This is a genomic window from Shewanella intestini, assembly GCF_018221465.1.
Lineage (GTDB): Bacteria > Pseudomonadota > Gammaproteobacteria > Enterobacterales > Shewanellaceae > Shewanella > Shewanella intestini.
Genome location: NZ_JAAIKR010000017.1, coordinates 26137 through 45911, shown reverse-complemented (window position 1 = coordinate 45911; position 19775 = coordinate 26137). Strand labels below are relative to the sequence as shown.

General features: G+C 42.6%; 12 protein-coding genes. 6 read left to right on the top strand and 6 right to left on the bottom strand.

Annotated elements, in window-relative coordinates; translation table 11 throughout:
- The first annotated feature begins 30 nt into the window (after positions 1 to 30).
- The 6 genes from G3R48_RS14810 to G3R48_RS14785 all read left to right on the top strand — a co-directional run bounded on the left by G3R48_RS14810 (position 31) and on the right by G3R48_RS14785 (position 5381).
- On the top strand, positions 31 to 939 hold the full coding sequence (locus G3R48_RS14810; protein ID WP_153662215.1) for a class I SAM-dependent methyltransferase: 909 nt from the start codon (positions 31 to 33) through the stop codon (positions 937 to 939).
- 424 nt (positions 940 to 1363) lie between these two features.
- Positions 1364 to 1522 carry a periplasmic nitrate reductase, NapE protein gene (locus G3R48_RS14805; RefSeq protein WP_153662213.1) on the top strand — a complete coding sequence of 53 codons (159 nt, stop codon included), beginning with the start codon at positions 1364 to 1366 and terminating at the stop codon, positions 1520 to 1522.
- Between the two features lie 40 nt (positions 1523 to 1562).
- Positions 1563 to 1820 (top strand): chaperone NapD, encoded by a 258-nt coding sequence (locus G3R48_RS14800; RefSeq protein ID WP_153662211.1) that lies wholly within the window; start codon positions 1563 to 1565, stop codon positions 1818 to 1820.
- Positions 1821 to 1822: 2 nt separating this feature from the next.
- A complete protein-coding gene (gene napA, locus G3R48_RS14795) occupies positions 1823 to 4312 on the top strand; it encodes a nitrate reductase catalytic subunit NapA (protein ID WP_153662954.1) in 2490 nt (829 codons plus the stop codon).
- A gap of 11 nt (positions 4313 to 4323) precedes the next feature.
- The gene (locus G3R48_RS14790) at positions 4324 to 4782 is read left to right on the top strand and encodes a nitrate reductase cytochrome c-type subunit (protein WP_153662209.1); all 459 of its coding nucleotides are present in this window, start codon (positions 4324 to 4326) and stop codon (positions 4780 to 4782) included.
- A gap of 8 nt (positions 4783 to 4790) precedes the next feature.
- Complete coding sequence (locus tag G3R48_RS14785; RefSeq protein ID WP_153662207.1) at positions 4791 to 5381, top strand: NapC/NirT family cytochrome c; 591 nt, start codon at positions 4791 to 4793, stop codon at positions 5379 to 5381.
- 282 nt (positions 5382 to 5663) lie between these two features.
- Here the strand turns inward: G3R48_RS14785 and G3R48_RS14780 are convergent, their stop codons facing one another.
- From G3R48_RS14780 to G3R48_RS14755, 6 genes are all read right to left on the bottom strand, one after another.
- Positions 5664 to 6677 (bottom strand): D-alanine--D-alanine ligase, encoded by a 1014-nt coding sequence (locus tag G3R48_RS14780; RefSeq protein WP_153662205.1) that lies wholly within the window; start codon positions 6675 to 6677, stop codon positions 5664 to 5666.
- A gap of 148 nt (positions 6678 to 6825) precedes the next feature.
- Entirely contained in the window at positions 6826 to 8943 is a 2118-nt protein-coding gene (recD, locus tag G3R48_RS14775; RefSeq protein WP_153662203.1) for an exodeoxyribonuclease V subunit alpha, read from the bottom strand.
- Positions 8937 to 12674, bottom strand: coding sequence for an exodeoxyribonuclease V subunit beta (gene recB, locus G3R48_RS14770; protein ID WP_153662201.1), 3738 nt, complete (start codon positions 12672 to 12674; stop codon positions 8937 to 8939). Before recB ends, recD begins: the two co-directional genes overlap by 7 nt.
- Entirely contained in the window at positions 12674 to 16456 is a 3783-nt protein-coding gene (recC, locus tag G3R48_RS14765) for an exodeoxyribonuclease V subunit gamma (RefSeq protein ID WP_153662197.1), read from the bottom strand. Before recC ends, recB begins: the two co-directional genes overlap by 1 nt.
- A gap of 200 nt (positions 16457 to 16656) precedes the next feature.
- Positions 16657 to 18693 carry a transglutaminase TgpA family protein gene (locus G3R48_RS14760; protein ID WP_153662195.1) on the bottom strand — a complete coding sequence of 679 codons (2037 nt, stop codon included), beginning with the start codon at positions 18691 to 18693 and terminating at the stop codon, positions 16657 to 16659.
- Positions 18683 to 19762 (bottom strand): DUF58 domain-containing protein, encoded by a 1080-nt coding sequence (locus G3R48_RS14755; protein ID WP_153662193.1) that lies wholly within the window; start codon positions 19760 to 19762, stop codon positions 18683 to 18685. Before G3R48_RS14755 ends, G3R48_RS14760 begins: the two co-directional genes overlap by 11 nt.
- Between the last annotated feature and the right edge of the window lie 13 nt (positions 19763 to 19775).

The window sequence follows — 19775 nt, the reverse complement described above, 5'->3', positions numbered from 1 at the left end:
ATACAATTATGACTTTTTAAAAGAGAAACTATGACAGGGTTAATTGACGCACTAAGTCAAGCACAACTAGATAACAATTCAAGACGCATTTTTCATGGTCGAGGTGGGTTGTTTGCCGCACAAGAGCACCTTTGTCTTGATTGGTATGAGCCTGTACTGCTGTTGACCAGCTTTAATGTATTATCGGTGGATGAACAAACGACATTATTTGATTCAATTAAACAGGTTTGGCAGCAAAAGCATCATTGTGCGGAGTTAAACCTCGTGTTTCAGTATCGGGCAGCAGGTCAAACGCATACTGAAGTTATTTGTGGTGAAATCCCTGATCCGCATATTATCAGTGAGAATAATGCCAAATTTGAAATCCACTTATTGCGTGGACAAAACCATGGGCTATTTTTAGATATGGCCAATGGACGCCGATGGGTTAAGCAACATAGCCGTGATAAAAATGTGCTTAATTTGTTTTCATATACTTGCGCTTTTAGTGTGATGGCACTTCAAGGTGGCGCTTGTCAGGTCGTGAATATGGATATGAGCAAAGGCGCGCTGGCTATCGGTAAACGTAACCACTTACTTAATGATTTTACGACTGGAGCTCGATTTTTTGGTCATGATATTTTTAAGTCGTGGGGCAAGCTTACTAAATTAGGAGGCTACGACTTAATCGTGGTTGACCCACCAAGTAATCAAAAAGGGAGTTTTGTGGCGACCAAAGATTACCAAAGGTTGTTAAAGCGAATTCCCCAGCTACTAAACCCTAAAGGGGAAGTGCTACTTTGTTTGAATGCCCCCGAATTAGGTTGTGACTTTCTAAAAAAACAAGTGATCGACACTGCACCTAATTTGAGCTTTATTGAGCGCCTAGCTAATCCTGCCGTTTATCAAGATGTCAATGAACAAAAGTCACTTAAAGTATTGAGATACCAGTTAAATTAAGTGTAAGCTAGAGGCGATTAACAGGGATATTTTTGCGTTAATCGTCGCTACCACATATCATGATTTATCCAGTAATCGTCTTTATATATATCAATTGCAACTTCAGTTACATAGTTTAATTTATTAATTTCACAATTAAATAACATAAAAGCTTTTTCTTATCTTATACTGAACACTAGTGTCGCAAAATAAACGCATTGATTTATAAATTTACCTTTGTTTAATCGGTGCTTACGTGACTTTCAACCAAAACTGTTGAAAAAACACCGCGCTTTGTTGATCTGGATCAACTTAAGTCATTTTTACCAATTTGTGAGTATATAGTTTGCAAATTGAATAGCGATAAAATTTATTTAAATTGTATTAATTGAAAATGAAAACAGCAGTTTAATTATTACTTAAATTAGTCACTCTTGGAGGGCCCATGAGTCAAGATAAGGAAAATGAGAAAAGTTTAGAGTTCAAAATATTTTTATTTTTGGCTGTATTCTTAGCTCCTATTTTAACAGCCGTACTTATTAGTGCCTTAGGCTTTAGTATTTGGTTCAGTCAAATATTAACCGGTCCTCCAGGCGCAGGATAAACCAACAACAATAATAATTTTTTAAATTGGATTTAAATTAATGAGCAATGAACTTCACGTAACCAGTCTTATTGTCCAAGTGCAACCTGACATGATGGCAGAAGTGAGACAGCAAATCATGGCGATAAAGAATGCAGAGTTATCAGCCAATAATGACGTTAAGTTAGTCGTTGTTATTGAGGGGCTCAGCCAGAAATCATTGATGGACGATATTGCTATCATTAATGCATTGCCTGGTGTGTTATCAGCGACCATGGTTTATCACCAAAGTGAAGCACTTGAAGAGGGTGAAATATGAAAATGAATAGACGCGATTTTATGAAAGCCAATGCAGCGATGGCAGCAGCCAGTGTCGCTGGTTTGGCTTTACCTGCAGCAGCAAGTAATTTAATTACTAGCTCTGAGCAAACCAAACTGGAATGGAACAAAGCGCCTTGTCGTTTTTGTGGTACTGGTTGTTCGGTTATTGTCGCAACGCGTGATGGTAAAGTTGTTGCAACTCACGGTGATGCTAAAAGTGAAGTAAACAAAGGCCTTAACTGTATCAAAGGCTACTTCCTTTCTAAAATCATGTACGGTAAAGACCGTATTCAAACTCCAATGATGCGTATGACTAATGGTCAATACGACAAAAATGGTGAGTTTACCCCGATTACTTGGGACACTGCATTTGACACAATGGCTGCCAAATGGAAGAAAACCATGAAAGAAAAAGGACCGACTGCCGTGGGTATGTTTGGTTCTGGCCAATGGACAGTGTTTGAAGGCTATGCGGCAGTTAAGTTAATGAAAGCTGGGTTTGGCTCAAATAACATTGATCCTAATGCGCGCCATTGTATGGCATCTGCTGTTGGTGGATTTATGAGAACCTTTGGTATTGATGAGCCAATGGGTTGTTATGATGATATGGAAGCGGCTGACGCGTTTGTACTTTGGGGTTCAAACATGGCAGAAATGCATCCCATTTTATGGACACGTGTAACAGACCGTCGTTTATCAGCACCACATGTAAAAGTGGCTGTTCTGTCTACCTTCGAGAACCGTTCATTTGATTTAGCTGATCTTCCTGTTGTGTTTGAACCACAAACCGACTTAGCTATTTTGAACTTCATTGCTAATTACATTATTCAAAATAACAAGGTTAATAAAGACTTTGTTAAACAACACGTTAATTTCCGTAAAGGTCAAACGGACATCGGTTATGGTTTACGTGCTAGCAATCCGTTACAACAAAAAGCAAAAAATGTTGCTACAGCAGGTAGTTCTACTGCAATTGATTTTGAAGAGTTCAAGAAATTTGTTGCCGATTATGACGTCACTTCAGTGAGCAAGTTGTCGGGTGTTTCTGAGCATAAATTGATAGAATTAGCTGAACTTTACGCTGATCCAAATCGTAAAGTAACCTCGTTCTGGACCATGGGCTTTAATCAACATACTCGTGGTGTTTGGTGTAACAACCTTATTTACAACATTCACTTACTGGTTGGTAAAATTTCAACACCAGGTAACAGCCCGTTCTCATTAACCGGTCAACCATCTGCATGTGGTACTGCTCGTGAAGTAGGTACATTCTCACATCGTTTGCCTGCTGATATGGTGGTCACAAACCCTAAACATAGAGCGGCAGCACAAAAAATATGGAATATTCCTGAAGGTATTATTCCACCAAAACCAGGTTATCATGCGGTTGAGCAAAATCGTCGTCTTAAAGACGGTGATTTAAACTGTTATTGGGTTCAAGTGAATAACAACATGCAAGCTGCGGCAAACATGAATGAAGAAGGTTTACCGGGCTACCGCAATCCTGAAAACTTTATTGTTGTCTCTGACGCTTACCCAACAGTAACAACACAAGCTGCCGATATGATTTTACCTGCTGCAATGTGGGTTGAAAAAGAAGGCGCGTATGGTAATGCCGAGCGTCGTACTCAGTTCTGGCATCAAATGGTTAAAGCGCCAGGTGAGTCTCGTTCTGACTTGTGGCAGTTAATGGAGTTTTCTAAGCGCTTTACCACTGATGAAGTGTGGCCAAAAGAAGTGCTTGATGCTAATCCACAGTTTAAAGGCAAAACCCTTTATCAAGTATTGTATCAAAATGGTAACGTTGAGAAATTCCCATTATCAGACATGGACAGCAAGTACATGAATGATGAAGCAAATCACTTTGGATTTTATGCTCAAAAAGGTTTGTTTGAAGAGTACGCACAATTTGGTCGTGGTCGCGGACATGATTTAGCCGACTTTGACCGTTACCACGAAGAACATGGTCTACGCTGGCCTGTTGTGAATGGTGTTGAAACTAAATGGCGCTACCGTGAAGGTTCTGATCCCTATGTGAAAGCGGGTACCGGTTTCCAGTTCTATGGTAAACCTGATGGCAAAGCCGTGATTTATGCACTGCCTTATGAGCCTGCTCCTGAATCGCCAGATGAAGAGTTTGACCTATGGTTATCAACCGGTCGCGTTCTAGAACATTGGCATTCCGGTTCAATGACCCAACGTGTGCCAGAGCTTTATAAGGCCTTTCCTGATGCAGTGTGTTTTATGCATCCAGAAGATGCTAAGAAACGTGGTTTACGCCGTGGTGATGCCATTAAAGTGATTTCTCGCCGTGGTGAGATTAAAACACGCGTAGAAACCCGTGGTCGTAATAAGCCGCCTGTAGGTCTAGTGTTTGTTCCTTGGTTCGATGCTAGTCAGCTCATTAATAAAGTAACGCTTGATGCGACAGATCCTTTGTCAAAACAAACGGACTTTAAGAAATGTGCCATCAAAATTGTCAAAGCCTAAGGAGAGATACTATGAAAACGCGTAAAATTTTATCTGTTATCGCCTTAGTTGGTCTTTCAATGAGCGCCATGGCAGCAACGATTCCTGCTGATAAAGTTGCAACTTTGCGTCAAGTACCACTTGATATTGAACCAACTCCGCCAGTTATGCCTAAAGTGGATAACACGGATGTGGAAAAAGCGCGCAGTTATCCAATGCAGCCGCCGGTTATTCCGCACAAAATTGATGGTTATCAAATTGACCTCAAAGCGAACAAATGTATGCAATGTCATTCGCGCCAGAGTAGTACTTATTCAAAAGCGCCAATGGTCAGTGTGACTCATTATATGGATCGCGATAACAACTTTTTAGCGACATTATCGCCTCGCCGTTACTTCTGTACTCAATGCCATGTACCACAAGTTGATGCAAAACCGTTGGTAGGAAATGACTTTGTCGATTTACATGAATTAATGAAGAAAGAGAAATAGGAGCGGTCATGGTAGCTAGTCTATTGGCTAAGCTAAAAGTCATTTGGGGAGTAATACGTCGGCCAAGTGTACATTACAGTTTAGGTTTTCTGACTCTAGGTGGGTTTGTTGCCGGTATTATTTTCTGGGGTGGCTTTAATGTTGCTTTAGAGGCATCAAGTACTGAGGAGTTTTGCAGTGATTGTCACCAAAACGTATACCATGAATTGCAATCAACAATTCATTACTCCAATAGCTCAGGTGTGAGAGCCACCTGTCACGATTGTCATGTTCCACATAAGTGGACTGATAAAATCGCTCGTAAGATGCAAGCATCAAGAGAGATTTATGGGCAAATTATAGGGACGATTGATACTCCTGAAAAATTTGAGGCAAGACGTGGCACATTAGCAAAACATGAGTGGAAACGTTTAAAAGCCAATGATTCACAAGAGTGTCGTGATTGTCATAAATTTGATTCTATGGACTTTACTCGTCAATCAACCCGCGCAGCACAAATGCATTCAACCGCATTAGCAAGCGGCGAGAAAACCTGTATTGATTGTCATAAAGGTATTGCTCATCGTTTACCTGATATGGCTGACGTGAAAGACTTTTAATTGCGCTAACTACTCTAAAAGGCCTGCATTTGCAGGCCTTTTTTTTTGGGGTAAGTTAGGCGGAGAAAGCTTAAGGGATAAATTATTCAGAAAGAGTCTATTAAAGAGGGGCTTAAAGCGTAAAAATACAATATCTAAAATGGAGGCTTGTTGCTCTAGATTGATAATTTGACGGGCAAAGTGCCAGCGCAAGTGAGCACATTCGCCAGCACCAGCTCCGAGCTAAAAAACACCCAGTCTTCACCAGGTGTTTTTATTTGAATCGACTAAATCAATGTGTGGTTATCGGCGAGGTTGACATTGTGATGAAATGGCATCCACTAGAAAATCTGCGTAACTAAGGCCATTGTGCTGCATCATTTTGGGGAACATAGAAATAGGTGTAGAGCCGGGAAAGGTATTAATTTCGTTCAGTAGCACTTCACCTTCATCGGTTAAGAAGAAGTCAATTCGTGAGAGATGACGCAGTTTCATACCTTTAAATACTTTAATTGAATAGGCTTGAATTTGTTCAATTTGATCGTGTGTAAGGTTTCTTGCTTCAACATCAGTTCGTGTTTGGCTGTTATCCGCATACTTTTCATCAAAAGTATAAAAAGCATTATCGGCGCAAATTATTTCACCAGGTTTTGTGGCAATAACGTGTCCTTGATACTCATATACAGCCACTTCAAGTTCGCGGGCAACAATGGTTTTCTCAACCACCACATAAGGAGAATAACTAAATGCCTGCTCTAATGTGCTTGCAATGTCTTCAGAGGTATCGATTTTATAACAGCCAACAGATGAGCCTTGTGAAGCGGCTTTAATAAATACCGAGCCCCACTTATCTAATGCGCCTTGAGTGTTTGCTACGGCTTGTTGGTCAAACTGGTGTAAAAACAAATACGGCGTGTTAGGGATCCCTAGTGCACTAAACCACATTTTTGCGGTGACTTTATTAAAGCAATTACGGGATGCTTCAGCGTCACAACCAAAGTATGGCAGTTTTATTAAATCAAAAAATGATTGAATATCGCCAGTTTCACCAGGGTAGCCATGTATACAAGGCAGGGCAAAGTCGATCTCCCAACTCGGTATCTCGCTATTGTGATAACGAATTTGGCGCTCATGGGTGATTTCACAATGTTCACCTTGTTCGGTGATGTATTGACCTTGCTTGTTTAATTCAACCTTTAATACTTCAAATTGCGGCAGTTGAGCTAATGTCGCGGTAAAAAAACGGGCAGACATAAGGGAAATATCATGCTCAGCACCGCCGCCGCCACATAATAACAATACATTGATTTTAGCCATCAATCGCTCCTAAAAAACCGAGTAGCCCAAAAAGATTCCATTAACGGAAGGGGCAAGATAAAAGTGGGGCTATGATAAAGACCAAAGCCCTAAATGTACAAGTTTGGCTAGCCATTTTATTGAAAATGTTAATCTCAAAAGGGATAACTTAGCCCCATAAGCGTTGGCCTAAGCCGCTACTTCGATGAGTGACTTGTTTACACGCTCGCTCAAATACGCGTTGATTACCCAGACAATAGAAATGATTTTTAGCACGCGTAATCGCGGTATAAACGAGCTCTTTGGTCAGCAATTGCCATTGAGAGGTGCTGGGCTGTTGCGGTAATACAAATCCTACGGTGTCAAACTCACTGCCTTGGGATTTATGTACTGTCATTGCATAGCAGCTGTCGTGTTTTGGTAACCTTGCTGGAAGCACTTTTAACAGGCTGCCATCGGCTTGAATGAAATGCGCCATTAACCGGGAAGGTTGCTGTTCATCTTGCAAAATTAACCCAATATCGCCATTAAACAAACCGAGGTTATAGTCATTACTTTGAATAATGATTGGCCGGCCTAAATAGAACTCTTGATTAGGGTTAATCAACTGCGCTTGTTGTAGCCCTAATGTTAAGCTGGCGTTCATGCCATCAATCCCAAACTCGCCACTGCGCATAGCGCAAAGTAAGCGGTATTGGTTAAAACTGTCGATAATCTGATTAGCTGTATAAATTGCCGTATTTTGCTCAGGCGATTCATTGTCATCAAGGCTCAGTGCTTCAGTGAATACCTTTTGATTATATTGGATCATTTCAAGATAGGGGCGATAAACACTCACTGAAAAATCAACAAGTTGGTCTTTACCTTGTTGCTGCACATGTTGATGCTCATACCAATGTAGCTCATTGTAACCATGATTCCATACGGCTGAAATTGCAGCGATATCACCTTGATTAACGGCATTAGCAAGACGGCCAATTCCCGCATCGCCAGCAAAACGATGACTATGGCGCAACATACATAAGCTGTCACCAAAACTGCTTAGTTGCTGCTCAGTTGTGTCGGTCATATTACTGGCTATATGTGTATTGCTAGCCTGTGAGGGTAGTTGATATTGACTGACATTGTTGCCTGTCAGCGCTTCAATTAATTGTGCTTGCTGCTGGCTGTAACGCATAAACCAGGGGTCAATGCTACTCTCTTGAGCGTTGGCTTTTAGCCCTAAACACATATCTGCCAATACAGAACCTGCCTCAACTGAAGCTAACTGGTCTTGGTCGCCTAACAAAATTAACCGTGCATGGCTCGGTAGCGCATCAAGCAGTTTATGCATCATGGGTAAATCCACCATTGAGGCTTCATCAACCACTAATAAGTCCAAACGTAATGGATTGGTTTTATTGTGCCTAAATTGATGTGATTGCGGAATAACGCCCAATAAACGGTGTAGTGTCGATGCTTCTTCTGGAAGGGTGTTTAGGGCGCTAATTAATACATTATTTGCTTCACTACCATCATTGGCTGAAGTGAGTTGTTGCAATAAGCGTGCTTTTGACGCTTTGATTGACTCACTTAATCTTGCCGCGGCTTTGCCGGTTGGCGCAACTAAACGCAGGGTAAGCGGCGATTGAGTTAGCAGTAACAATAATAATTTGGTTACGGTGGTCGTTTTACCCGTGCCCGGGCCGCCAGTGATCACCGCTAAGGCTTTAGTTAGCGCTGTTGCCGTGGCTATTTTTTGCCAATTTAATACGGGTTGTTGACGTGTTGTCGTTTCTGCTGGAAATAACATCGTTAAATAATCACGAGTGATGTTGATATCTGGGCTAAACGAGTGGCTGGCTAATTGACGTAATTTTGCCGCGACGTTAATTTCAAAATGGTGATACTTATTTAAATACAATCGTCCAAGGTCTAAAATTAATGGCTTGTTGTCACCAGAACTGCCAACGGCATCAAACTGGCACAGTGTGGTAAGTAATTGTCCATGAGTGATGTTGATTTGACAGCAACTTGAAGGCTTATCGGCATGATATCCATGAATGTTTTCACCCATCGGATTAGCTAAATCAATACTGTTTATCACTAAGCATGTATGTTGATTCGATAGTTTTTGACTCAACAAGGCGCATATTAATAAAAATAGGGCGTTTAACTCATCGGTTTGAGCATGTTGTGATTCTAGCTTAGACAGCTCAATGGCAAAGTGGCGATCAAGTGATGTCAACACGCCTTGTTGTTGCCATTGGTTTAGCAATGCCGCTATTGGCATGTTAAGCGTTAACATGTGCTTACTCCTTGTACTGAGCTAGTATTGCCTACAAGGCTATTGATAGTGTCGGGCGTGGTAAATAGCGCATCTAATTGTTCTATGAGTTGCTGTGGTGGTAAATCGTAAAATACCCCGCTGCCCGGATGTGATGGCGTCATTCCCCGTAAAAATAAGTAATAACTACCGCCCATATGCGTGTGGTATTGGTATTGAGGCAAACGTAATTTAAGGAATCGATGCAGTGCTAAGGTGTACAAAATGTACTGTAAGTTATAGCGGTGGCTGTTGATTGCCTTTGATAATGCGCCCAGATGGTAAGCATCAAAAGTGTCGCCTAAATGATTAGATTTGTAATCAGCAATATAATATTTGCCTTGGTATTCAAAGGTTAAATCAATAAAGCCTTTTAGCATTCCTTTTAATGTGTCGAAACTAAAACCTGCTTCATAGCCATATTGAGTCAGTAATTGATTGAGGTCATTGGCTTTTAATTGAGTTAACGGTAAATAAAACTCCATTTCAACTAGCACTTGTTGTGGAGCTAAATTAGCAAGGTAAATATTGTGTTGTTCATTTAGTGGCAACGGCGTGGTTAGAATTTGTTGATACCATTCATGTAATGGGGCTAACCAGATATCGGTGTCGAAACCATATTGTTTCATGGCGTTAATAATGGCATCTTGCAGTTGAGTTTCTGCTTGTGTGAAGTCAAATAACTCCATCACTAAATGCATAAAACTACCTGCATTTGCGCCGCGCTCAAAACTAAAGCGATTAAATTCAACCGCATCAACATTGTCATTTTCCACGTTTAGTAGCGGATTGGTTTCTTGGCTAAAATCTTCATCATCAGCGCCGGGCTGAGTCTTTTCGTGGGGTAAATGTTTTACCAATCCTGAATAACTGCCTACGCGCCATGGTGTACTGTGGCCGCGTGTTAGCGGTTTTGCGCAATAATTGATGTTATTAGTTGCATTGATAGTAAGGGCGGTTGCGGCGCATGCTTCAATTAATGATACATCGATGCAGTCTAATTGCGCCAGTGCTTGAGTGCGATTGACAATATCCTCAATCGTGCAACTTTTGTCGGTAATCCCCAGTAAGTAACCAATACCTGTTTGGTATAACTGACTGCTAATGCCCGCTTTTAGCTGCCGTGATTGGTTGGCAATTCCCATGTAACAACGATAAACCGGGCGAGTAAGCGCGACATAAAGCAGGCGTAAATCTTCAGCAAGCACTTCTTGTTTGTGTTTATCCCAGCCCTCGTCAGTCCCATTTAAGTCCCAAACGAGTTGAGTGTCATCATGATAAAGCAGTGGGTCAGGGCGGCGTGAACTGCTTCTGGCTAAGCTGATAAACGGCACAAAACACACTGGATACTCTAAACCTTTAGATTTATGAATGGTGACAATTTGAACAAGGTTTTGTTCGCTTTCTAAGCGTAATTGTTGTTCATCTTGGCCGCTGGCATCAATGAGTTGCTGCTCAAACCAATTGATTAATGCGCTGCTACCATCAAGCTCAGTGGCTTTTTGTTGCAGCAACTCACTCAGGTGGCGAAAGTCTGTTAGACGGCGTTCACCGCTGTTGTCGGTTAAGTTGTCGTCATCATCATCCGTTAAGCTGTCATTTTGTGCTGGCTCTGCTTGGCTTAATAACCTTGACACTAAGTGAGTGTCACTAGCTAAGCGCAGTAATGCTGGCATCACGCCGCGATGTAACCACAGTTCATGCCATTGCATAAATTGGTCAAGCAACTGCTGACGGACTGCTTCGTGTTGATTAAATTGATGTATTTGCTCGGCGTTATAACCAAACAGTTGCGTTGCTAGCGCCGCGCGTAGTTTTCGCTCGTCTTTGGGGGCAGCTAATGCATGCAGTAATAACGCAACTTCAGCGGCTTCATTGGTGTTAAATACGCTATCGCGACTTAAGAATACCGCGCCAATTTGACGCTCAGTTAATGCTACTTTTATTACTGCGGCTTCATTGCGATCTCTCACTAACACCGCAATATCTTTAGCTCGCAGTGCTGCGCCGTTAATGTTGCAATTACCTTGCGCCGCTAACGTTAGTAAGCGGGCAATTTCATTAGCAGCATCATCGCTGAGCATTTGCCGTGCATCGGTTTTATTTAAGCCGTTTTCTTTGTGCTCTGCTAATAATCGAATTTGCAGCGCCGCGTTATTATTCTCAGTTTGAGTTGCTTGAGCTTGCTGATGGCTTGGCGACTCAATAATCACTTTATTTGCCGCGCTTGGTGGCGTGTTAACTAAATCAAACGGGATGGCTTGGTTGATAAATGGGTCGTGGTGTTGGTTAAATATGGCATTGACTGCATGAACCAGCCCAGCTGATGAGCGATAATTTGTCGCGAGATTAAAGCGCGCTTGAGTTTGATTTCTAGCAGCAATATAGGTGTAAATATCTGCGCCGCGAAACGCATAAATTGCCTGTTTAGGGTCGCCGATCATCAATAACCCTAATGCAGAAGTGTTACTTACTGCAGTGCTTGGTAAGCTGTTAGCATCTATTGGCTGATATACCTGATTAAATATTTTAAATTGTAGCGGGTCGGTGTCTTGAAACTCATCAATTAACGCAATAGGAAAACGCTTAGCAATGGCTTGGCTTAACTGACTACCTTGGGTATCTATTGCATTGGCTAAGGTGACTAATAAGTCATCGGGCGTCATTAAATTGCGTTGTTGTTTTTGTTCATTAAAGCGTTGTTTTATGCCTTGCTGGGCTCGTACTAAAAACGCGGGAATAATTTCGGTAATGGCGCTTGATAAGCGTTCAATTTGATCAAGCAAAGGCGCTTGTTCTTTGGTGGGAATTTCACCGCCTTTATTGAGTTTTAGCCCAGATAACGCAAGTTGTTCAAGTGCTTTGCTCGGTGGTAATCCTTGACCATGTTCAGCCCAAAGGCTCAGTTGTTCGAACTGGAGTTGTAATTTGGGGTAGCCGTCAGCTTTTTTGCCAAAACGCACCCCGTTTAACGGTAATGAAATGAGTAATTCATAGGTTTGTGCTTGCTCATCAATCCAACTCTTTTTAAAGCGATTGATGCTGCTGACAAGGTTTTCACTGAGCTCAATAAATTGGCTTGGCGTGATAGTGAGCTTTGCTTGTGCAGCCCCGAGTAATGGTCGTAATTTGTGCGCCAATAAATCCGGCGTCGCAATGTGGTTACTGACCAAGCCGGCAATGGTGGGCGACAATGAATAGCAAACCTCGCGCCAAAAATCGCGCACAGCATGATGTAAGTATTCGCTATCATCTAAAGTAAATTCTGACTCAAACAACAACGATGACTCAAAAGCCATGTCACTTAAGACCCGCTGACAAAAACCATGAATGGTATAAATGGCTGCTTCATCTAGGGTTTTTAAGGCGAGATCAAAGCGCTTTAATGCGGTGCTGCGCTCTTCTTCAGGTGTTTGTTGGTAAAGTTGTTCAATAAACTCATCGTTTGTTGGTAGTCCAATAAAGCGTTTAAAGGCTTGTTGAATCCGTTTTCGGATCCTATCGCGAAGCTCTTGTGTGGCCGCGTTGGTAAAGGTAACCACCAAAATTTGCTCACAACTGAGCGGCGATTGGCCACCATGGCCGAGTAATAATCGCAGGTATAACCCCGAAATAGTGTACGTTTTGCCTGTGCCAGCACTGGCTTCAATTAAGCTTGAACCGTTAAATGGTAATGAAATTGGCTGCAAAGGCGAGACAGTATGGGTATTCATTATGCAACTCCTTCAGGGCCAGTGGCTTTTTTTACATCATCAATGTGAGTCACATGACTATGTTGATTAGTCTTTATGGGGCTATTTTTGTTAGCGGGTTTATTCGCTTTGTTGCTGGTTTGCTGGTTTATGACATTCGCAAGTTGCTCAATGGCGGTTTCAGTGACAAAGGCATCTAATTGGGCTAACGGTGCGTGCTGATACAAGCTGATCATCGGCGCTAATAAATGCTCAACTAAGCCGCCAAATTGGGTTTGACTAAAGCTATCTGGAAAGGCAAATAAACGTCGATTATGCGGGTCTTGCCCTTCGACATAAACTGACTGACTACTGGACCATTGAGCTTTTGCTTGTTGCAGCTTTTCAGGGTGTTCACCTTCTGTTTGAGCATAAACAAAGCTGGTGCGTGGTGGTAGGCATATTGCCCGAGACTGACCATCAACAAACACGCGAATAAAGCGCGATAGTTGCGCTAATGCTTGCGGGGTAGTTAACGGTGCAAAGCTATGAAAATCATTAATATCAATTAAATAACTGTGCTTATTAACGCCCATGGCATTTAAACATAAATGACGTAAATACATTTGAATTAAGTCGCGGCCGTGGGCACGACCTGGACGGTAGTTAACCAAACCTTTGGGCGACACGTTATCAATTCTGCCAAAGACCGTTAAATTAGTCATATGTTCATCAGTAATGCCGATATCCACTTGGCATTGCAGCTCAACATTTACGGTTTCAAGTGGCTGTTCTTCACGCAGATATTGCACGCGGTTAACTAAAGGGGCGACATCTTTAGTAAATTTTTCGAGCAACAAATCATCAAATGGTGCCATTGGTAGTTCACCACTGGCTTTTAATGATGCCAATAGTTGCGGCTCAATGTGGCCTTTGAGGTCTAATAATGCGCTATCAATTAATTGCGACAAAATTAAGTAACGCCCTAAACCGTCTAATTCAAATGGCTCATCGTTATCATCTGCTTCTACTTGCAGCGCCAAATCAACATGTAAAGTGCGGTTAAAAAAGTATTGCGCAGGGTGGCGATAAAAGCGCATTAAGGCGCTAAGTTCAATCTCTGTTTGCCCGTTTAACGCCAAGGTGTCGGTGTGGTGTTCATCAACCACAATGCGTTGGTTTGCGGCTAAAAAAGCTTGTTCTTGCAAAGTGTTGTTACTCGGAGGACACCACTGAGGATTAAAACTTTGTTTGCTATTGTGGTCGCCAGATGGCGTATAAAGCCTTTTATCAAATGGTTGCAGTGGCTGGGCAATAATCAATTGCTGATAAACGGCGTTATCTAATTGCTCAATATAACCAAGTATATCGGTGTTAGTGCACTGCTCAAGTTTACTGACTTGCGATAGGGGCAAGTAACTCATTTGCACAAACTCAATTAGCTCAGACACTAGCATAGAAGGTAAACGTTCAGTGTTGTCACGTTCACTGTGACCAATAAAGCTGATATATAATTGTTCACGGGCAGATAATAAAGCTTCTAAAAATAAATAGCGGTCGTCGAGACGACGAGAACGGTCACCTTTTATTGGGCCAAAGTGCGCCATTAAATCAAAGCCAACAGGATGCTGAACCCGAGGGTAAACCCCGTCATTCATGCCTAACAAACACACCACTTTAAAAGGGATTGAGCGCATTGGCATCAAGGTACAAAAGTTGATGCTACCAGCTAAGTAACGCTGGCCAACCCGCGACTCAGTTAGACGCTGAGTAAACCATTGTCTTAATATTTCAATATCGAGTTGGCGATGCGCTGTGAGGGCGTTTAGCGTCAGGGATAAATTGGTATTATCTTCATTATCAAGTGGATGGCCGGCTTCAAACAGTTCCGTGTCAAGGCTGCTTAGCGCTTCTCGAATGGTTTGCAGTTGTTGCTGTTCGTCATCAATGGCTTCATAAAAATCTTCAAGCAATAAAGTCAGTAATGATAATAGTTTACGTGTTTTTTGAGGCTGTAAAAAAGCATTGTGATAATGGTCTATCTTTTCTAAAAAGTTAAGTAGTTTACCTAATGCTTGTGCTGATTGCCCCTCAACGCCGGCAACTAATAAGGTGTCATGATAAATGTCGGCATCGTCATTCATGGCATAACCGAGGATTAAACGGCGAATACCAAATGCCCATGAATTTTGACTAAAGCTGTGTAATCCAAGTTCACTTCGGCTGTTGGCATCTCGTCCCCAGCGCACGTTAGCGCTGTCTAACCAACGGCGGATTAACTGTAAATCTTCATCATCTAATCCAAAGCGGCGCAAAATGGCGGGCACTTCTAAAATGCCAATAATTTCAGTTAACCCAAAGCGGCTTTGATTGATGTTTAATAAACTTAAAAAGCTATTAATTAATGGCGACTCTTGCGCTGCGCCTCTATCGGCAATGGCGTAAGGTATGTAGCGGTTGCCTGTGTTTTGAGATGTTGCGTTATTTGGATGTTGCGCGCTAAATGGCTGGCTATTGGCAGTGCTGAAAACAGCATCAATATAGGGAGCATAAGCGGCGACATCAGGCAGCATTATTACAATGTCTTTAGGGCTTAGCGTCTCATCTTGTGCTAAAAGCCCTAAAATATGGTCGTGTAAGGTTTCAACTTCACGCAGTGGGCTGTGACAGCTGCGCAGGGTAATTGAGTTGTCATTAGCTTGCAGTGGGCGTCTTAATTGCACCTGATGATAAATGTCTGCATCAGGGCCGAGTGCTTGGCCTAATGTTTCCATTTGTAAAATATCATATTGCACCCCATGAAGGAGATTATTCGGCTGCGGCTCAATATAACAATCGTCACCAAAGTCGGTGTGATCTTCTGGCAAACTCAACATTAAGTCTAATAATTCGCGCCCCATTTTACCGTTATTGGCCAGCAGCGGGTTACCGACTTCAAGGCAAGCTTCCCAGTCTTGTTGCAGTTGTTTTTTGTTGGCGTATTGCAATGACATTCTGGCGCGCACTTTAGGGTCGACAATATCGCCCCAATAATGCTGGCATGGGCTTAACGCCAATATAATCACATCGATACGCTTTGCAAGGTGATACAACACGTCTAAAGTTTGCGGCGGCATTGACGAAATACCAAATACAAACAATCGTTTTGGCAACTCGCTTATGTCTGAGTCGGGGTTGTTTAGTGCTTGAATTAAGTCAGCATGTAAGTTTGCGCGGTGATATACACTGGCATTGAGTTGATGTTGGTTGTAGTCGATTAATGCACGCCAAAGTTTAGGTTGCCATTGCTGGTTAGCATCTAATGTTAAATTTGGCGCTAATTCAGTGAGCGGCTGCTGTTGCTCCCAACATTGGATCCAGTCGGGGCGAAACACTAAATATTGGTCAAAAATATCGGCAATGCGGCCACATAATTGATACAACTTTACCCCGTCGATATTCGCAAGGGCTTCATCAGTAATTTCAGCGGGCAAGTCAAGGTACTGACTCAGCGGCGCATAATCAGTGTCGTTTAATAAGCTGGGGAGTAAATCAAGTAGCTTCCATGTCATTGCCGCTTTGGTAAAGGCATTTTCTTTGGGCACATCAGGCAGTAATAAGTGGCATAACTGCCAAGTAAAACTTGACGGTAAAGGGAATGTTAATCCTGCAGCAATATGGTTATGTTTTGCAATTTCAAGCCGTAACCACGTCGACATGCCAGGGCTTTGCACCAAAATCGATTCGTTACTGAGTAAAGGCGTATTTGGAAGTGGGGTGGCGATAAAATTAGCTAGATGCGCCGATAAAACTTCCATTTGATTTGATTGAATTAATTTAAGCATTATTCAGTCCAGATAACGAAGATAGGTTATTGTAAAAGCTTGAACAATAAGCGCAAAGCAATAAACGTGAGCTTGTGGTTTATCGCAATCTAAATGGCGCTTTTATGTGCGCAGCGTCTAGCGTTATGCCTGTTTTAAGTATTTAATGTTCAACATTCGAAATTTCAAAGTATCGCTATTTCAAGGTGCTTTGAAAATATTTACAGGCTGCTTAATCGTAATTGCAGATATAAGTAGCGATAGCGCTTAAGTAACCGCTTACGTTGCTGCGCTGATAATGGCTGATATTTCAATTGGTTGTATATCTCACTTAGTTGATTAAAACGCGCGGCAACTTTCGGCTTTCGCGCCGCAAAGGCGGCGCTGACTTGCTGGTTATATTGACTGACCGTTTGAGATTGAGTGCGAACCACACCAGCTTTGGCAAAGCGCTGACATAGGCGTTGGTAACGTTTAATCAGGACATCTTTTTGGGCCGATGCATGAAATAACCCTGCGTAGTAAGCAATCATTAACCCGATAAGCAGCAGGCTTATCAGCATAAATAACGCCAGCTTTTGTGTGTCGAGTTGGCCAAGTAGTTTTGATAACACTTGTTGTTTACGCTGTTCATCAAACCCTAATACCCAGACACTCCAATAGAAGTCAGCACTGGCAAGTGTTTGGCGAATATCATTTAGCCAAGGGTACTGCTTCATATGCAAACTACTAAAAGGACTGTCTTGTAAGTAGCTAGATTGGCTGTCAAATGTGGCATCAAAACCATCTAAAATACGCTCTGGTGCAATCATGGCCGTCGGGTCGTAACGTTGCCAGCCTACGCCTTCAACCCAAATTTCAGCCCAAGCATGGGCCATATATTGATATACGCTGTAATAACCGGCTTTTTGGTTATATTCTCCACCTTGATAACCTGTGACCATTCTGGCAGGAATGCCACTTGCTCGAGCTAAAAACACAAATGCCGAGGCATAATGAGCACAAAACCCGGCACGATGGTCAAATAAAAACTCATCAATTTGTTCTTTACCCAATGTCGGCGGCGTTAAGGTGTAATAAAAAGCCTGCTGGGAAAAGTAATCCATAATTGCCTGTGCACGCACGGTGGCTGAGGGGTACTGTTGCTGTAACTGTTTGCCAAACCGCATAGATTGTGGGTTGCTATTGGCTGGTAGGGCTAAATCAACCCGCTTGGTGTAAGGGGTAATTTGTGGGTTTAATATGCTATTGGGATAAGAGTCGACCCGATAACTTAAACGTTGATCAATCGGGCGCGCGGAATACAAACGTAAATCCGCGAGTTCGACAATATGCGGCTCTTGGCTAAAAGCTTGATCGAGTGCGTACAGCCATTTTTTATGGCTGGGCTCGCTAATGATGGTGTAGGTTAACTTATCAGTGACATCATTTGGTAACTCACGCTGAGGCTTTTGGCTAAAGGCGCGGCGTTGCTGGTTTAAAATTTGCGGGTTTTGGCGCCACGTTTGGCCGTCATAATCTTCTAGCACCAATGTGCGCCAATATAAGGCATCATTCGGTAATTGTTGTTGGCTGGATTCAGGCTCAAAACCCACCCGAAAAGCCAACTCATCTGAACGGGTGAGTTGACTGATATCCCCAAAGCTCAGTTCGTTTGAAAGACCCGTTTTCGCCACTTTTAAGTTGGGCGCTAACCATAACGGTCCAAGGCGCGGGAACACCACAAACAATAATATGGCAAGCGGTAAGCTCTGTAACATAATCTTTAAACCAAAAATGGCATTGGTTTTGCGGCTACTATGGTCTTGATACACGCTAATCAGCACGCAAGCGTTAATCACGCTAATCAACAACATTTGCGCGGTAAACATCATGCTTTGCTGCTCTAATAGTGCAAATGCAATTAAAAAATACCCTACTAACACCACGACTTTGACATCTCTTACGGCACGCATTTCAATGTATTTAAGGGCGTAGCCAAGCAGCAATAAATTAACCAGTGCGTTTAATGCACCAATTTCGGATGCGACTAAGGCGAGGGTAACTGCAGCGCCAATGGCTAAGCCACTGACTAAATATTTTGGCGGTGCAGATACTTTGCCGTAATAAATACCGATGCGCCAAACAAAACAAATTGCGCATATGCCGATACTCCAAATTGTGGCATTAGCATAAAGCGGTAATAAAATGGTTACGTTGGTTATTAGCAGCCAAAACAAAGTAGTACGGCTAATGATACTATCAAAATTATCCTTCATTTTTGCCCCCCAAATTCGCTGAGCATGAATGACTATCAGGGTGGGTATTAGAGGATAAAGCAAAGGTCGCTAATGCAATTTGGCAGGCTTTACGGTGGGCGTCGCCATTATTGGGTTCAATGGCGTAGTGTAATAATGACAAACCAAACATTTGTTGTTTACGTGACAAGCTGTCAACCTGCCATGCAAGGTGGCTCAGTTGTGACTCAACACTTTCTGCACTGTGGCGCTGATAGCTCAACCACACTGGCGCGCCTTCAGGCTCGGCAAACACTTTAGTAAACATGCCTTTGCCTTGTGCCCATTGTTTCCACGCCACTTGCTTTAATGACTCGCCATCAATATACGGGGTCAGGCCTTTAAAGTCATCAACGCCTGGGCGTAGTTTGCCATGTTGTTCATTGGTGGCATCTTGGCTGGCTACACTGGTTAATTGAATTTCACTCGGTTGAGGTTTGGCATAAATGATGTGCTGTAAATCTAAGTCCACATAAGACCATGCGCGGCACAACCCTAAAGGAAAGTAAGACGATACCGTGATTCGCCCCGGTCGAAGCAGCCCGCGAGCCGGATTGTCAAATGGAATGGTGGCATCGGTGAGTTCACCACTGTGGTGCACACGAATATGACGCTGATGTGCAAAGTTAAGGCAAATTTGTTGATGAGTGGTATTGGTATGGTGTTTGTCGGTTTGCCCACTAAGTTTAATTGGCATCGGCATGGTGTCACCTGCCACGCCCTCTGGTGGGGTTAAGGCGCTAAAAGTTAACCCCGCAAGATTTTTATAGCTGTAGATTATGCAGGTATGAAACACACTGGCTAACACTAAACTTAAGCCGATAATTAAATTGTTTTGATAGTTAGTCCCAAATAAATACAACACTACCACCAAGCCTAACCAGGCTAACCCAAAACCACTTGGGAGAATAAATATGCCTTTATGGCTGAGCGTGACTTGTTTTTGAGCGGGGAGACGCCGTGAAATCCATCGCTCCCAGCGTCGACGCCATGATGGCGGCGTTAATCTGGTTAGCCATGACGGTTTAGGTGCATTGTTGTGTTTTACCATGATGACACAACCT

Bases quoted from the DNA above. Each gene is read 5' to 3' on its own strand.
- G3R48_RS14810 (WP_153662215.1), top strand. From the start codon at position 31: ATGACAGGGTTAATTGACGCACTAAGTCAAGCACAACTAGATAACAAT.
- G3R48_RS14805 (WP_153662213.1), top strand. From the start codon at position 1,364: ATGAGTCAAGATAAGGAAAATGAGAAAAGTTTAGAGTTCAAAATATTT.
- G3R48_RS14800 (WP_153662211.1), top strand. From the start codon at position 1,563: ATGAGCAATGAACTTCACGTAACCAGTCTTATTGTCCAAGTGCAACCT.
- napA (WP_153662954.1), top strand. From the start codon at position 1,823: ATGAATAGACGCGATTTTATGAAAGCCAATGCAGCGATGGCAGCAGCC.
- G3R48_RS14790 (WP_153662209.1), top strand. From the start codon at position 4,324: ATGAAAACGCGTAAAATTTTATCTGTTATCGCCTTAGTTGGTCTTTCA.
- G3R48_RS14785 (WP_153662207.1), top strand. From the start codon at position 4,791: ATGGTAGCTAGTCTATTGGCTAAGCTAAAAGTCATTTGGGGAGTAATA.
- G3R48_RS14780 (WP_153662205.1), bottom strand. From the start codon at position 6,677: ATGGCTAAAATCAATGTATTGTTATTATGTGGCGGCGGCGGTGCTGAG.
- recD (WP_153662203.1), bottom strand. From the start codon at position 8,943: ATGTTAACGCTTAACATGCCAATAGCGGCATTGCTAAACCAATGGCAA.
- recB (WP_153662201.1), bottom strand. From the start codon at position 12,674: ATGAATACCCATACTGTCTCGCCTTTGCAGCCAATTTCATTACCATTT.
- recC (WP_153662197.1), bottom strand. From the start codon at position 16,456: ATGCTTAAATTAATTCAATCAAATCAAATGGAAGTTTTATCGGCGCAT.
- G3R48_RS14760 (WP_153662195.1), bottom strand. From the start codon at position 18,693: ATGAAGGATAATTTTGATAGTATCATTAGCCGTACTACTTTGTTTTGG.
- G3R48_RS14755 (WP_153662193.1), bottom strand. From the start codon at position 19,762: ATGGTAAAACACAACAATGCACCTAAACCGTCATGGCTAACCAGATTA.